Annotated in this window: 14 protein-coding genes; 6 read left to right on the top strand and 8 right to left on the bottom strand. The window is 55.3% G+C overall.

Going from position 1 to position 14865, the window contains the following annotated elements:
* Positions 1 to 6: 6 nt before the first annotated feature.
* Genes RZS32_RS09205 through RZS32_RS09195 form a run of 3 tightly spaced genes read right to left on the bottom strand, consistent with a single transcriptional unit; the run spans position 7 to position 3277 of the window.
* Entirely contained in the window at positions 7 to 492 is a 486-nt protein-coding gene (locus RZS32_RS09205) for a hypothetical protein (protein WP_317056687.1), read from the bottom strand.
* Entirely contained in the window at positions 485 to 1303 is an 819-nt protein-coding gene (locus RZS32_RS09200; RefSeq protein ID WP_317056686.1) for an ABC transporter ATP-binding protein, read from the bottom strand. Before RZS32_RS09200 ends, RZS32_RS09205 begins: the two co-directional genes overlap by 8 nt.
* Positions 1304 to 1315: 12 nt before the next feature.
* Positions 1316 to 3277, bottom strand: a complete 1962-nt coding sequence (locus RZS32_RS09195) for an AMP-binding protein (protein ID WP_317057883.1) — start codon at positions 3275 to 3277, stop codon at positions 1316 to 1318.
* A gap of 216 nt (positions 3278 to 3493) precedes the next feature.
* Here RZS32_RS09195 and RZS32_RS09190 point away from each other — a divergent pair, with 216 nt between their 5' ends.
* The 6 genes from RZS32_RS09190 (at position 3494) to RZS32_RS09165 (ending at position 9668) form a co-directional block, all read left to right on the top strand.
* A complete protein-coding gene (locus RZS32_RS09190; protein ID WP_317056685.1) occupies positions 3494 to 4096 on the top strand; it encodes a 2-hydroxychromene-2-carboxylate isomerase in 603 nt (200 codons plus the stop codon).
* Entirely contained in the window at positions 4093 to 5994 is a 1902-nt protein-coding gene (locus tag RZS32_RS09185; protein WP_339106602.1) for a PAS-domain containing protein, read from the top strand. The genes RZS32_RS09190 and RZS32_RS09185 overlap by 4 nt, the downstream gene beginning before the upstream one ends.
* Positions 5991 to 6704 (top strand): response regulator transcription factor, encoded by a 714-nt coding sequence (locus RZS32_RS09180; RefSeq protein WP_317056684.1) that lies wholly within the window; start codon positions 5991 to 5993, stop codon positions 6702 to 6704. Before RZS32_RS09185 ends, RZS32_RS09180 begins: the two co-directional genes overlap by 4 nt.
* A gap of 78 nt (positions 6705 to 6782) precedes the next feature.
* Positions 6783 to 7433, top strand: coding sequence for a histidine phosphatase family protein (locus RZS32_RS09175; protein ID WP_317056683.1), 651 nt, complete (start codon positions 6783 to 6785; stop codon positions 7431 to 7433).
* Positions 7434 to 7466: 33 nt separating this feature from the next.
* Positions 7467 to 8522, top strand: coding sequence for a saccharopine dehydrogenase (locus RZS32_RS09170; protein WP_317056682.1), 1056 nt, complete (start codon positions 7467 to 7469; stop codon positions 8520 to 8522).
* 3 nt (positions 8523 to 8525) lie between these two features.
* Positions 8526 to 9668 (top strand): saccharopine dehydrogenase family protein, encoded by a 1143-nt coding sequence (locus RZS32_RS09165; protein ID WP_317056681.1) that lies wholly within the window; start codon positions 8526 to 8528, stop codon positions 9666 to 9668.
* Position 9669: 1 nt separating this feature from the next.
* On the opposite strand, the gene RZS32_RS09160 is transcribed toward RZS32_RS09165, so the two are convergent.
* From RZS32_RS09160 to RZS32_RS09140, 5 genes are read right to left on the bottom strand one after another with little or no spacing between them, the layout of a single operon-like run.
* Positions 9670 to 10599, bottom strand: coding sequence for a 3-hydroxyacyl-CoA dehydrogenase NAD-binding domain-containing protein (locus RZS32_RS09160; RefSeq protein ID WP_317056680.1), 930 nt, complete (start codon positions 10597 to 10599; stop codon positions 9670 to 9672).
* Complete coding sequence (locus tag RZS32_RS09155; RefSeq protein WP_317056679.1) at positions 10599 to 11339, bottom strand: SDR family NAD(P)-dependent oxidoreductase; 741 nt, start codon at positions 11337 to 11339, stop codon at positions 10599 to 10601. Before RZS32_RS09155 ends, RZS32_RS09160 begins: the two co-directional genes overlap by 1 nt.
* A 34-nt stretch (positions 11340 to 11373) precedes the next feature.
* Positions 11374 to 12165, bottom strand: a complete 792-nt coding sequence (locus RZS32_RS09150; protein ID WP_317056678.1) for an SDR family NAD(P)-dependent oxidoreductase — start codon at positions 12163 to 12165, stop codon at positions 11374 to 11376.
* The gene (gene betC / locus RZS32_RS09145) at positions 12162 to 13703 is read right to left on the bottom strand and encodes a choline-sulfatase (protein ID WP_317056677.1); all 1542 of its coding nucleotides are present in this window, start codon (positions 13701 to 13703) and stop codon (positions 12162 to 12164) included. The genes RZS32_RS09150 and betC overlap by 4 nt, the downstream gene beginning before the upstream one ends.
* Positions 13700 to 14839, bottom strand: a complete 1140-nt coding sequence (locus tag RZS32_RS09140; RefSeq protein ID WP_317056676.1) for an aromatic ring-hydroxylating oxygenase subunit alpha — start codon at positions 14837 to 14839, stop codon at positions 13700 to 13702. Before RZS32_RS09140 ends, betC begins: the two co-directional genes overlap by 4 nt.
* Between the last annotated feature and the right edge of the window lie 26 nt (positions 14840 to 14865).

The following is a 14865-nucleotide window of genomic DNA, read 5'->3' as shown; positions in this document are numbered from 1 at the left end:
TTGATCTCAGCTTTCAAGGTCAGTCTCCACCACGGCATAGTACGTTCGGGCCGCGCCCGTTTCTGTCCGCACCATCAGGCGCGGTTCAATCCAGTCCTGACTGACAAGCCAACCGTCTTCGCCGGGCGCGTATCTCCCCGAAGCAAGCTGTTCCACCATCCAGTCATGAGCCGCTTGGGACTCTTCCTTGCCGGCAAATTCAACCGCGCACGCACGCTCGCCGAGTGAGGGGGCCGCGTCCAGCACCAGAAGATATCCACCATCCGTAGGCCCGTAGACGCGACGCGCCTCGTGCATCTGGTCAATAGGTTGCGGTTCAAGCCCTGTCACGATTTCAAAGGCGAGGTGTTCGTAAGGGTCCAAACAGCGGTCTACGAACTCATCCCAGGCATCGGCCTGGGCAGCCACGGGAAAAGCACAGGAAAAGGCCAGCGCGCACCGACGCAATACCGACGTGATACCGACGTGATACCGACGTGCCAAATCAGTCATGCGCGACCCCCAGATAGGCATCAATCACCGCCTGGTTACTACGCACCTCATCGGGTGTGCCGTCGCCAATTTTTTTGCCGTAATCCATGACCACAACCCGGTCAGACAGGTCCATAACAACGCCCATGTCATGCTCGATCAGAACAATGGTTGTTCCAAACTCATCATTCACATCCAGCACGAACCGAGACATGTCTTCCTTCTCTTCGACATTCATGCCCGCCATGGGTTCATCCAGAAGCAAAATGGATGGCTCAGCCGCGAGCGCACGAGCCAGTTCCACGCGTTTCTTGAGACCATATGGAAGCCGCCCAACAGGAGTTTTGCGGATATGCTGAATTTCTAGAAAATCGATGATTTTCTCGACAAATTCACGATTTTCCGTCTCTTCCTGCTCGGCCTTTCCCTTCCAGAATGCCTGCGCAAACAGTCCGGACTTCATCTGACGGATACGGCCCGTCATAACGTTGTCCAGCACAGTCATACCTTCAAACAACGCAATGTTCTGAAACGTGCGGGCGATGCCCTGCTGCGCCACTTCAAAGGGCTTCATCGGCGGGCGCTTTTGCCCCTGATACCAGACCTCGCCTTCCTGCGGATTGTAAAACCCCGAGATGACATTGAGCATTGAGGACTTCCCAGCACCGTTCGGCCCGATGATGGCGCGAATTTCGCCTTCGCGAATATCAAAAGAAATATCCTTGATCGCCACCACCCCGCCAAAGCGCAGCGTGATATTCTTCATCTCCATCACCACCCCACCAATCTTGCGACCGTCTTCTGTGGTGTAGCCTTCGGTTGCGTCAAGCATCGTCAACCCATCCTATTCCGCTGCTACTTTATCTGGTGCACTCACGGCTTCGACCCTTGCCGAAACAATGCTCAGCGTAGCGCTGATCGAGCCTTTCCGCCCATCCTCGTAGGTCACCTCTGTGGTCGTGAAAATGTCGTCCGAACCGTCATAAAGCGCACCCAAAAGGTCTTCGAATTTCTCCGAGATCACGCCGCGGCGCACCTTGCGCGTGCGGGTCATTTCACCGTCATCCGCATCCAGTTCCTTGTGCAAAACGATGAAACGATGCACCTGACAATGCGCCAGCATCGGGTCTTCGGCGAGCGACCGATTGACCTCTTCGACATGGCTCTTGATCGTCTCAAGAACCTGCGGATGACCAGCCAGTTCCTGATAGGAGGCGTACCCAATATTGTTGCGCTCTGCCCAATTGCCCACGGCGTTCAAGTCAATGTTGATAAACGCTGTGCATTCATCCCTTTGATTGCCAAAAACCACAGCCTCCAGAATGTTGGGATAGAATTTCAGTTTGTTTTCAACATATTTGGGAGCGAACATCTGACCGTCGGCCATTTTGCCCACATCCTTAGCACGGTCGATAATTCGAAGGTGCCCAGAGCTTTCGTCGATAAAGCCGGCATCCCCTGTCGCAACCCAACCCTCGGCATCCTTGGTCGACGCGGTGCTTTCGGGGTTTTTGTAATATTCCTCAAACACGCCTGCGCTGCGATAGAACACCTCACCGTTGTCCGCGATACGCAGCTCGACACCCGGTGCCGCAATGCCAACCGTGTCGTTGCGCACTTCGCCATCAGGTTGAAGAGTGATGAAAACGCTGGCCTCGGTTTGGCCGTAGAGCTGTTTCAAATTAATGCCCAGCGCACGGTAAAACTCAAAAATCTCAGGACCAATCGCTTCACCAGCCGTATATCCGACACGCACACGCCCGAACCCAAGCGTGTCTTTCAGCGGGCCATAGATCATCAGATTCCCAAGTTTGTATTTTAGGCGATCCCAACCGCTGACCGATCCACCATCGAGAATGGCCGGGCCTACCTTGCGGGCATGGTCCATGAACTTTTCAAAAAGCCATCGTTTGAACCGCCCGGCATCTTCCATGCGGATCATCACATTTGTGAGCTGTGTCTCGAAAACGCGCGGTGGAGCAAAATAGTAGGTCGGTCCGATTTCTCGCAGGTCAACATGCATCGTGTCTGTACTTTCGGGGCAGTTCACGCAGAACCCGCACCAATAAGCCTGACCGATGGAAAAAATGAAATCCCCAACCCACGCCATGGGCAGATAGGCCAGCACCTCTTCGGTGCCGGTTAGTTTGTCGAACTCAGAGGAGGATTTTGATGCCTCGATGATGTTGCGGTTTGAAAGCACCACACCTTTGGGTTTCCCCGTCGTCCCGGACGTGTACAGCATGACGCAGGTGCTGTCGTAATCAAGTTTGGCGCGCCTTTCTGACAAATCTCCCGAAAACTCGTCTCGTGCAGCGCGACCTTGTTGCTGCACATGGCTGAATTCATGAAGTTTGTGATGGTCGTACTTTCGCAAACCGCGTGGGTCGACATAGATCATATGCTCGAATTGATGCAGGCGGTCTTGTATCTCGATGATCTTGTCGACCTGCTCCTGGTCTTCAACAATGGCAAAGCGTGCCCCGCAATGATCCAGGACATAGGCCATCTCTTCGGCGGCTGCGTCCTGATATACAGGAACCGGCACAGCACCTACGCATTGCGCTGCGACCATAGACCAATAAAAGTAAGGCCGATTGCGTCCCGCGATAGCAATGAAGTCGCCCTCGTTGACGCCAAGGTTCAGCAATCCCAGAGCAAGCGCTTCAATCTCTTTCTCGGTCTCAGCCCAGCTCCAGGTTTGCCAGATACCGTATTCTTTTTCGCGGTAAGCCGGTTTTGCCCCAAACTGGGTAGCATTCCGATGAAGAAGCGCCGGAATGGACTGAAGCCCCTCCGCCGCCATTGACGACTTTGCCAATTCTTTTCCTCCCGTTGTCCGCTATGCGAACGGATCGTCATTCATTGGACGATTCTTAACACTTCCTAGAGTGCGCGCCTGACAGTCGACGTCAACTTTTTCCTGAAGTTTTCCAAATTCCTACGAATTGTAACAAGCTCCAAGCGCCCCTTGACATCGCGCCGCCAGTATTCGGAATTTAAGGAGCAGGAGTGCAGAAACATGACAAAAGCCAAGCTGAATTTCTGGTTCGAATTTGCCTCGACCTATTCCTATCTCAGTGTGATGAGACTGCCTGACCTGGCTGCAGCAACGGATGTCAAAGTGAGTTGGCGACCTTTTCTGCTTGGGCCGATTTTCAAATCGCAAGGCTGGGACACATCGCCTTTCGTTGTTTATCCCGCCAAGGGAAAACACATGCTGCGCGATATGGAGCGGCGTGCAGAACGCTGCGGCTTGCGGTTTCGACATCCCAGTCCCTTCCCACAAAACAGTCTGTTGGCGGCGCGCGTGGCACAGATTGCACTTGAAGAACCACAAGGCGTTACGTTTTGCCAAAACGTTTACTTAATGCAATTCGATGAAGGACAGAACATCGAGGAGCCGGAGGTGATCGCCGCTTGTTTAGAAGCCGCAAAACTTCCCACGGACATAATTGAACGGGCGCAAGAGGTTCCCAACAAGCATCGCCTGCGTGAAACCACCGAAGAGGCCATGCGTCACGGCATTTTCGGCGCACCAAGCTTTACCGTGGGCGATGAGCTTTTTTGGGGTGATGACCGGCTAGAAGCAGCGCTGGAATGGGCTGCCAAAGCAGAACCATGAGCCAAACTGACAAAACACAGATGACCATCGCTGGTCTCAATCTGATCCAGCAAGCACTCACGATTTATGATCGCGATCTGCATCTTGCGGTATGCAACCGCCGCTTTCAGGAAATGTTCGATCTGCCCATGGCTCTGGTCACACCTGGCGCACAGTTTGCCGACACGATCCGATATCTGGCCGAACGCGGCGACTACGGCGATGTCGGTGATGTCGACCACTTCGTTGCGGACAGAGTGGAGATCGCACGCGCGTTTGAGCCACATTACATGGAACGTACGCGCGCCAGTGGGCGGATCATCTCGGTGGAAGGTTCCCCTCTGCCAGAAGGAGGATGGGTCACGGTCTATACAGACATAACAAAAACCCGCCGACAAGAAGAACTGCTCAGCACGCGATCAGAAGAACTGTCAGATCAACTTGTCAGCTACTCACAGGACCTCACTTCCGCAAACCGTAAACTTGAGGCAACTATCACAGCTCTGGAGGAGGCCAAACGCCAAATCACCGAAGCAGAAGCGCGCATGCGGCTGACCACGGAAATGGTTCCCGCACATATCGCGCATATCGGTCCAGACTGGCGCTACACTTACTCCAACCGTCGACTGAGTGTGATCATGCCCGGAACGCAAGCCAACCCTGTAGGCCTGACCCCCAAAACGGCACTCGGAGAGCAACCCTTTGCTATTCTAGAGCCGCATTTGAAGAATGCGTTTGATGGCGCGCCTGGCGTCTTTGAATTCACTCACGAGGAAAGCTCGCGCCGAATTCGTGTGGCACTCACGCCTGATCGGGCAACGGGAGGGGTGTATATTTTGTCGATGGACATAACCGAGGAGGCGCAAACGCGCGCAGCCTTGCAACAAACGCGACGGCGTGAAATGGCCGCGCAGCTTACGTCCGGCCTGGCGCATGACTTTTCCAACTTGCTGACCATCATTCTGGGAATGCAGTCACGCCTACAAATCATGGCTCTACCTGAGGATGGTGCAGAGTTGATCGCAGCCACAATCAATGCGGCGCGGCGCGGGGGAAGCTTGTTGAATCGTATCGCAGATATGACCGGGCCCAGGGACTATACACCACAGGCCATAGATATCCCTGGTTTCCTCAGCGACCTGAGCACCTTGGTGATATCCACATTGCCCGAAGACGTGGTATTTGAGACGATAAACGCTGTGGGCCAAAGAACCTGTCTGCTCGATCCCGGCATGTTGCAGGATTCTCTGCTCAACCTGGCAATAAACGCGCGTGACGCCTGTGGCGATACGGGCAATATCACGCTTCGCATTGAGACAATACAAGACACTTGGATCGACTTTATCATGCAAGATACAGGCGCTGGGTTTTCGGAAAAGGCGTTGGCGCATGCGTTCGATCCATTTTTCACAACCAAAGGCGGCGAAGGCTCGGGGCTTGGCCTGACGATGGTTTACGACATGACAAAACTGGCGGGCGGGCGCGTTATCTTGGCCAATCATACTGCAGGCGGTTCTGTTACATTGCGTCTGCCCTTCCGAGCCACCGATAGGATCGACGCGCCGGGACTAGTGCTACTTGTTGAAGACAGCCCCGATTTGCGCGACTCAATACGCGATATGCTGCGTGATGCGGGGCACAACGTGATTGAGGCATCGAACGTGCCTGAGGCTATTACTCTGGCCCAAAACATGCCAGAGATCACTGCAATCCTGTCAGATATTTCTCTGGAAGGAGAAGAAACCGGGCTTGACCTGATCAAAGCTTTGTCTGGCGACACACGGCCTGTGTTTCTAATCACATCACTACCGAAAGGTGATCCGCTACACCGGGCGGCGCGGCAAATCGCACCGGTTATGCGCAAACCGTTTCACGCAAGCGCCTTGGAAGAGTTTCTCAAGTCCGGGGTCTGTGCATGACCCAAGTTGCAGATGCTCCGCTGATCTCGATTCTCGATGACGAACCGGCCATTCGCACCATACTGGCCAGTGCTTTGGAAGATGCAGGGTTTCGGACCATGTCGTTCGCTCGCGCCACTGAATTTGAAGCAGCACTGGCGAAAACCTCACCAGATGTATGTCTGGTTGACCTTTCGTTGCCTGACAAGGACGGGCTAACAGTGGTACACCAGTTGGCCCTAGAACAAGGTGCACGGGTGATCATCATTTCCGGGCGTGCCGAAGTGCGCGACAGGGTCACTGGGCTAGAGCTTGGAGCAGATGATTATATCATCAAACCGTTTGACCCATCTGAGGTGGTTGCACGTATCAGAGCGCACCTGCGGCGGGATGCTCCAACAGAAAACAAGGGAGACACAGCAACGTTCAATGGCTGGATCGCGCATTTCGATCGTTACGTCCTTTGCAATGAAGCTGGCATCGAAACACCGTTTTCGCATGCCGAAGGTGAGGTCCTGCGACTCTTTCTGGAGCGTCCCAAGCGCCTCATTTCCCGGCAATCCATGCAAGAGACTTTGGGCGGTGCAGCGGGAGAGAGCTTTGACAGGGCCATGGACGTCCGGATTTCGCGCCTTCGAACCAAGCTGAATGAAGACCCAAAAAACCCAAAACTGATCAAAACAATTTATGGGGCAGGCTATATATTTCTTGGGGATGTACATTGGAGTTGATACCAGAGCGACCACATCTTCACCCTAGCGGCCACTAAGGCTACTGTGTCGCAAAGATAGTAACGAGGGCACACTGCGGTGGCTGAAATCATCTTAGTACGGCACGGTCAGGCCAACAGCACTGCGACCGACGAAGAAAGCTATGATCGCTTGTCTGATCTGGGCCGGGAACAGGCAAAATGGCTCGGCGATCATCTGCGTGAAACCAATCCACGGTTCGACAGAGTTTTGACCGGAACCCTAAGCCGGCAAGTCGAGACAGCTCGCGCAATGGGCTACGACAGACCCAGCCAAGATACGAGACTGAATGAGTTGAGTTACTTCGCGCTGGCCGATGCGGCCCTGACCGAACATGGTGTGCCAACTCCGCAGTCGACGGCCGATTTCGCCACGCATCTGCCGCTCTTGATGGACTTGTGGATGAGCGATCAGTTGTCCGACGTGCCTGAGAGGTTTGACAGCTTTGCGTCCCGGATCACGCATCTCATTGATGAGATGTGCAATGCCGCCGGGAGGACGCTTTTGGTAACGTCTGGTGGCGTAATTGGCGTGGCCATGCGCCACGCTCTGAATCTCGACAAGAAAGGCATGGCAAAGATCATGCTGCAGGTCACAAACGCCTCTCTGCATCGATTGCATTTTGTGCATGAGACACTGATGGTCGGCGGGTTCAATGCCACACCTCATCTGGATACCCCCGAACGTGCCCATGCCCGCACATACGTCTAGAAAACCAACATACGTGCTGCGACAGGAGCGAACATGACACATCTCTGGGTCAGAGCGGAAAGCCGCGAAAATGAGGATCGCGTTGGGTTAACGCCCGAGGGGGCGGCGGCACTTTTGGCTCAAGGCATGCAAGTGAGTGTTGAAGAGAGTCGCAGCCGCGTGATCCCGATCGATGGTTACCGTGACCAAGGGTGCACTATTGTTCCTGAGTTCAGCTGGCCGGATGCGCCATCAGATGCAATTGTTTTCGGGCTGAAGGAGCTTCCCGACGACGCAACGCCCCTACGGCACAGACACATCATGTTCGGTCATGCGTTCAAGGGTCAATTCTCGGGCCAAAGACTATTGAAGCGCTTCAAAGCTGGCGGCGGCACACTCTACGATCTTGAATACCTGGTGGACGACGCCGGGCGACGTGTCGCGGCATTTGGCTATTGGGCCGGGTATGCAGGGGCCGCTGTGAGCCTCTTGGCCTGGGCCGCGCAGCAACATAGGCAAAAGTGCGCCGCGGTTGAAGCTTATCGCGACAAGACGGCTTTGCTTGAAGAGCTCAAAGCACAGCTTGATGCAACAGGTGCGCCACGTCCCACTTCTATCGTGATTGGCGCCTTGGGGCGCGTTGGAACTGGGGCGGCGGATCTGTGTGAAGCGATGAATGTCCCGACGACACGCTGGGATATGGCGGAAACAGCTCATGGCGGGCCTTTCCCCGAAATCCTGAACCATGATCTTTTCCTCAACTGTATCTTCGCGCGCCCGGGCACACCGGTTTTTGTACCCAAGACCGCCCTGACCGTTGACCGAAAGCTTTCCGTGATCGGTGATGTGGCCTGCGACCCTGACAGCGACTACAATCCCGTGCCGATCTATGATGCCGCGACAAGCTGGTCCGAACCGGTCGTGCGCGTGCATGAAAACCCGCCACTGGATGTCATGGCCATCGACAATCTGCCGTCGCTTTTGCCGTTGGAGTCGTCCATCGACTACGCCTTACAACTGTTGCCAACGCTGCAAAGCCTCGACAATCTGGAGAAAGGCGTCTGGGCGCGGGCGGAGGCAGAGTTTCAAACGCATGTTGGAGGGGTCTGAAACATGACAATACATTGGTGCGGCACAGGTCTTTCGGCCATTCCAGGACTGCGGCGACTTATCGAGGCCGGTCATGATGTTGTGGTCTGGAACAGAACAACCGACAAGGCATTGACCGCAGTTGGCGATCTAACAGACCGCGTCCATGCGTTTGATTTCGACACTCTCTCAGGAGATGTGATCGAAGGTGATATCGTTGTCTCGATGCTTCCTGGCGATTGGCATGTGCCACTCGCAGAGATGTGCATCAACAAGGGCGCGCATTTCGTGTCTTCGTCTTACATCGCACCAGAGATGCGTGAACTGCATGCCAAAGCGGTCATACGCGGCGTGGCCGTGGTCAACGAAATTGGTCTTGACCCGGGCATCGACCACCTGATGGCGCACCATCTTATTGCCGACTACATCGCCTCACCTGCCTTCAGCGCAGTCAATGACCTGTCTTTTCTCTCCTATTGCGGCGGCATTCCAAAGATCACGAATGCCTTTCGTTACAAGTTCAGTTGGTCGCCTTTGGGCGTCCTCAAAGCGCTACGGTCTCCGTCGAAATCCATTCGGAACTACACTGAACTCAACGTCGCACGACCCTGGGACGCAATCACGTCTTACGAAGCACCTTTGCCGACACCTGAAACTTTTGAAGTGTATCCCAACCGCGACTCCCTTCCGTTCATGGAGGATTACCGCTTTGAACCATCCTGGCGTGTAAAGGAATTCGTGCGCGGCACCTTGCGTCTCAACGGTTGGGCCGATGCATGGGCAGATGTCTTTGCGGAAATTGAGACCTTGAAGGGCGATGCGGGTGAAGCCCGGCTCAAGGAAATGTCGGATCAGTTCTGGCGCGAAAATGCATATGGCGAAGGTGAGCCGGATCGCGTGGTTCTTTGCGTCGACGTCAAAGCCGAACGCGAAGGCACGTCGGTATGGCACAAGACCTTTGTCATGGACGCATGGGGGGATGAGCGCAGCACGGCTATGGCGCGATTGGTTTCCGTTCCGGTCTCCATGGCCGTCGAAGCGGTAATGAATCGCGAAATACCTGCTGGTGTAAGCCCCGCGCCACACGATCCGAAACTGGTGACCCGGTTCCTGACCGAGGTCGACAGGCTGGCCCAGCATTTACAGGTGGTTGATCACTTGGCTTAACTCAGGGTTTTGCACGCAGGGCTTGTTGCATGGCCAGGATCATACGGTCACGCTCTGCTGACAACTCTTGCACGGAACGACCATCTGCGGCCTCAGCAACACCCTCGACCAACATATCCGCCGTCGGATCATCAAGCACCGGTGCGCCTAAATCATCCCACCAGCCATTGAACGTATCACTGAAGTGATCGCAAAAAGCAGCGAGCCCACCCGGCCCAGCGCCAAGGTTAAAGAGCATCGTTGGCCCCATCGCCGCCCAGCGCAAACCTGGCCCCGCGCTCATTGCCTTGTCCACGTCGGCAACACTGGCCACACCGGATTGCACCAGATGGATCGCCTCTCGCCAGACGGCCGCCTGAAGACGATTGGCGACATGGCCCGGCACTTCTTTTTGTACTCGGATCGTCGTTTTTCCCACATCCGCGTAGAATGCTTCCGCCGCCTCTATCACGCCTTCTGCGGTGTGTTCATTTCCCATGATTTCCACCAATGGAATCAAGTGCGGCGGATTGAACGGATGACCCAAAATCATACGCGACGGGTTCTTCGAACCAGCCTGCATCTGCCCAAGCGTCAGGCCAGAGGCCGAGCTGGCAAGAACCGCGTCCACTTTGAGATGTGGTTCAATCTCGGCAAAAAGCCCATGCTTGATTGCTATGCGTTCAGGTACACTTTCCTGAATGAAATCAGCACTCTTAGCAGCTTCGCTCGCATCCAAATGAAACGTGACAGCCTCAGGATCACCCCGTTCAGTTAACCCAAGCGCCTCCATGACAGGCCAGGCGCGTGTGATGTAGTCCCGCACCAGTTTTTCCGCGTCCGGTGCCGGATCGTAAACCGCTACGGATCGCCCGGACGCCAAAAAGAGCGCAGTCCAGCTTGCACCTATCACACCAGCCCCAAGGCAGGCGGTTTTTTCAAAATTGGCCATTAGAACATTCCCGGATTGAGAGGCGAGGCTGCTGTCATGCCGCCATCCACGGTGAACATCTGACCTGTCGCAAATGAGGCATCATCAGATGCAAGCCAAACCGCCATGGCCGCGATGTCTTCGGGATGTCCAAAGCGTCCGACAGGATGGCGCAACAGAGCATCTTTGCGCGCAGCGGCAGGATCACGCGCCAGATCAAACCCCGCCTCCAGCATGCCGGTGTTGATCCAACCGGGGCAAATTGCATTGCACCGAATTCGTGGCCCATGATCCACCGCAATGGACCGCGTCAAACCATGCACAAAAGCCTTGGACGCATTGTAGAGCGCCATGCCGGGATCGGCGACGTGGCCCGAAATGGACCCGATATTAATGATGGCACCGCCTGTATTCATCTTGGGGATCAGCGCACGACACATGTTGAACACACCACAGCAATTCGCGCCTACAACCGTGTCCCAATCTTTGTCTGTGCTGTCGACAACTGTTTTTTCAACTTGAACACCTGCGTTGTTCACCAGCACATCAAGTGTGTCTAAGCCTTCGGCCAAGGTCTCGACAGCTTCAACCTGGGACACGTCTGCCTGCATCCAACCCACCGCGTCTGGCAAGTCTTCTGGCCGTGCGCTGCGACCGCAGGTCCAGACCTGCGCCCCTTCCGCCAAAAAAGCATCAACGATGCCACGGCCAATCCCTTGCCGTCCACCAGTGATAAGTGCCTTCTTCTTTGCCAGTCGCATCACACTCACCTGTGTTTCACTTTTCGCAAGACGCTCACAACCGCATCTGCTGCACTTGGGCCGACAACCCGCCATCCAGCACCCAAAGCTGCCCCGAGGCATAGCGCGCTTCGTCGCTGGCCAACCAGTTTACCAGATTGGCGATGTCCTCGGGCGTGCCATAAGTGCGCATGGGATGCACATCGCGCACAGCCTTTTGCAATTGATCAATGCTCTGGCCGCCACCGCCTGAACCTTCCCCGGTGAAAAAGCTCTGCAACATCGGCGTATCGACATAGCCGGGGCAGATAGCGTTTACTCGGATACCTTCTGGGCCATGGTCACAGGCCATCGCACGGGTGAGTGCGTGAACGGCTCCTTTCGTGGCGCAATAGGCCGCCAGACCAGGGTCGGCGATAAACCCGTCATAAGAACCAAAGTTGATAATGCTGGCGCTAGTCGCCCCTTGCGCTGCTTTCCGCATGAGGGGCAGCGCATACTTCGAAGTCAGAAATGTACCCGTCACATTCACTGCAAAGGACTGGTTCCACTCCTCTAAACTGGTCTCTTCAATCGTCTTCTCGATCTCAATTCCGGCGGCATTGACCAGAATGTCCAAACGTTGGTGTTCAGTGCCAACATGGTCCATGACAGTGCGAACATTATCTTCGCTGGTCACGTCCAGCTTGAGAAAACGAGCACTGTCCTCAGGTTTTCCAAACGATCCAGACGCATTTAGGTCTGCAGCATAGACCGTCGCGCCTTCACGCTCGAACCGGTCACAGATTGCGCGCCCTATGCCCCCACGACCACCCGTGACAACGGCCACTTTACCCTTCAAGATCATCCTTCTTCCTTTCCAAGTGGCGGGAACCTGTAGCGGGACGCGGCAACCGTCCAGTCCATGTGGTTACGCACATATTCCTGGCTTGCATCACGTGGCGGGTTGTAGTCCCAGGTTTCCGATGCACCAGCCTCCATCGCCGCATGCAACGCGCGCCGTGTGCGTTGCGTGGAGACAATGTCGGTTTTTAGCTTCTCGCTGTCCCAACGCGCGGTGACTTCTGAAGCAAACGCTGCTGCCTGTTCGGTATAGGCGGCGTCATTGGCCAGATTGACCAGCTCTGAGGGGTCATTTTCCAGATCATAGAGCTGCGGCGGATCAACATCGCAGTGTATGAATTTGAATCGACCTCGGCGGATCATGAACACCGGCGCAGGCGTCATTTCCGCGCAATACTCGCCGATGGCTTCATCTGCGGTATCCGTTTCGCCGCGCATAAGCGGAACCAGGCTGCGGCCATCAACCGGTTCCCCAAAGATACCGGTATCGCCACCGCCCAAGTCTACGAATGTCGGCAACATATCAACCAGTGAACAGGCGTTTGACACAACGCCCTGCGCAACGCCCGGTCCGGCCATGACCAGCGGGACGCGTGCGGAATGTTCAAAGAAATTCATCTTGTACCACAACCCACGCGCGCCGAGCATGTCACCGTGATCCGCCGTGACAATGACTATGGTGTTCTCGGTTTCACCCATCTCATCGAGCGTTTTGACGATCTCACCGATTTTGCTGTCGAAGTAGCTGACATTGGCAAGATAGGCACGGCGCGCACGGCGCACTTCTTCGTCGGTTAGGGGCACGTAGCTGGCTTCGATGCCGTCCATGATCCGTTTGGAGAAGGGATCTTGCGCCTCCGGCGGTAAACCGACCTCGGGCATGTCAATTTGATCGTCGGAATAAAGGTTCCACCATTCCGGTTTCGCCACATATGGATCATGTGGGTGAATGAAACTCGCCACCAATAGAAATGGTGCTGCATCCCCTGCCGCGCGATCCCGTCCTCGGTCAATCAACCAACGACGCGCGGCAAAACCGACCTCATCGTCATAGTCGGTCTGGAACGTGGCCACCGCCGGTCCGCTTTCCTTGACCGTCTGCATATTGTGATACCACTTATCGATCCGCTCATCGGCAGCTTCCCAATCCGGCGTCCAGGCAAAATCAGCCGGGTATATGTCGGTCGTGACCCGGTCCTGAAAGCCATGCATCTGATCCGGGCCAACAAAGTGCATCTTGCCACTCAGGCAGGTTCGATAGCCCAGCATCCGCATGTAATGTGCAAAAGTCGGAACAGAGGCGCGAAACTCGGACGCGTTGTCATAGGCGGCAATCCGGCTGATAAGTTGGCCAGACATGAAAGCAAAGCGCGAGGGCGCGCAGAGAGGCGAGTTGCAATAGGCCGCATCAAACCGCACCCCGCGCGCAGCCAAAGCATCTAGGTGCGGTGTCTTGGCTATGGGATGTCCGTACGCCCCGGTAAAGTGCGGGGCCAGTTGATCGGCCATAATGACAACGATGTTTGGCACATCGGCGCTCATCCTACGGCTCGTTCGTAAGCGTCCAAAACCAACCCATGGAAGTGGTGCACCGCATGCTCGGATTTGCCCGAGCCTGACGGATCATTGACAATGCGTCCTTGGGTGAAGGCGGGTGTGTTCATCCCGCGCTGCACGCTTTCGACCAGATTGATGTCCTCGACCTGAAGCACCTCGTCAAGATAGCGCATCGCATCAAGCTCCATCGGATCCGGGTCAGGTGTCTCAAGGAAGAAATCATAGGTTTCCAACGTTCGGTCAGGTCCAACAGGAATGATGTTGAGAACGATCATCGACGACCGCCCCGGATAGCGCATCAGGCAAGTTGTCGGCCAAAGCCACCAGACAGCATGGGTGCGCACCGTAGCGTTTGAGACGTCATAAGCCGTGTTTGACCCTTTGCCCGCATCGGCCATATGCGAGGAATAAATTCCATGCGTCGTGACCTTGTAGGTGTCCATGTCGACCAGATCGCAGAAATCCTTGTGTGCTGTCGGGCAGTGGTAGCATTCGAGAAAATTGTCGACGACGTTCTTCCAGTTGGACTTGATGTCATAGGTTAGGCGACGGCCAAAGGTCAGTTGCTCGATATCCGGAGCCCAGTGGCGTATTTCCGTTTCCAGGTCGCCCGACTGCTCACTCAGAGATGCGGCCTTAGGATCAAGGTTAACGAACACAAACCCGCAGAATTCTTCGACCTGTACCTGATCGAGACAGATCTGCCCCATATCGAAGTCCTTAAGACCTTCGGTCTCGGGTGCGCGCACGAGTTGACCGTCAAGTTTATAGACCCAGGCATGGTACGGGCACATGATGCGCGTCGTCTCGCCTTCGCCTGACAAAAGCTCATGCGCACGGTGCTTGCAAACATTGTAAAAGGCACGCAATGCGCCCTCGCGGTCGCGGACAATTGCAATGGGATGGCCTGCAATCTGAGTGGTCAAATAGGATCCGGGGTTGCGCAGTTTCTCAACGTGACACACCCATTGCCAGGTCTTGGCAAACACGGCCCTTTGATCAATGTCGTACCAGCGCGGCTCGACATAGGCTTCAGCGCGCAGTGACAGCGATTTTGACGCATCAGCGGAATAGCCCCGGGAAATGGCTTCGAATTCTGACTGATTGGGCCGTTCGGTCATAGCAATCTCCCTTTTTGCGCTCGGGT

Source organism: Roseovarius sp. W115, assembly GCF_032842945.2.
GTDB lineage: Bacteria > Pseudomonadota > Alphaproteobacteria > Rhodobacterales > Rhodobacteraceae > Roseovarius > Roseovarius rhodophyticola.
The sequence above is the reverse complement of the archived record's forward strand: the minus strand, read 5'-3'. Positions and strand labels throughout refer to the sequence as shown.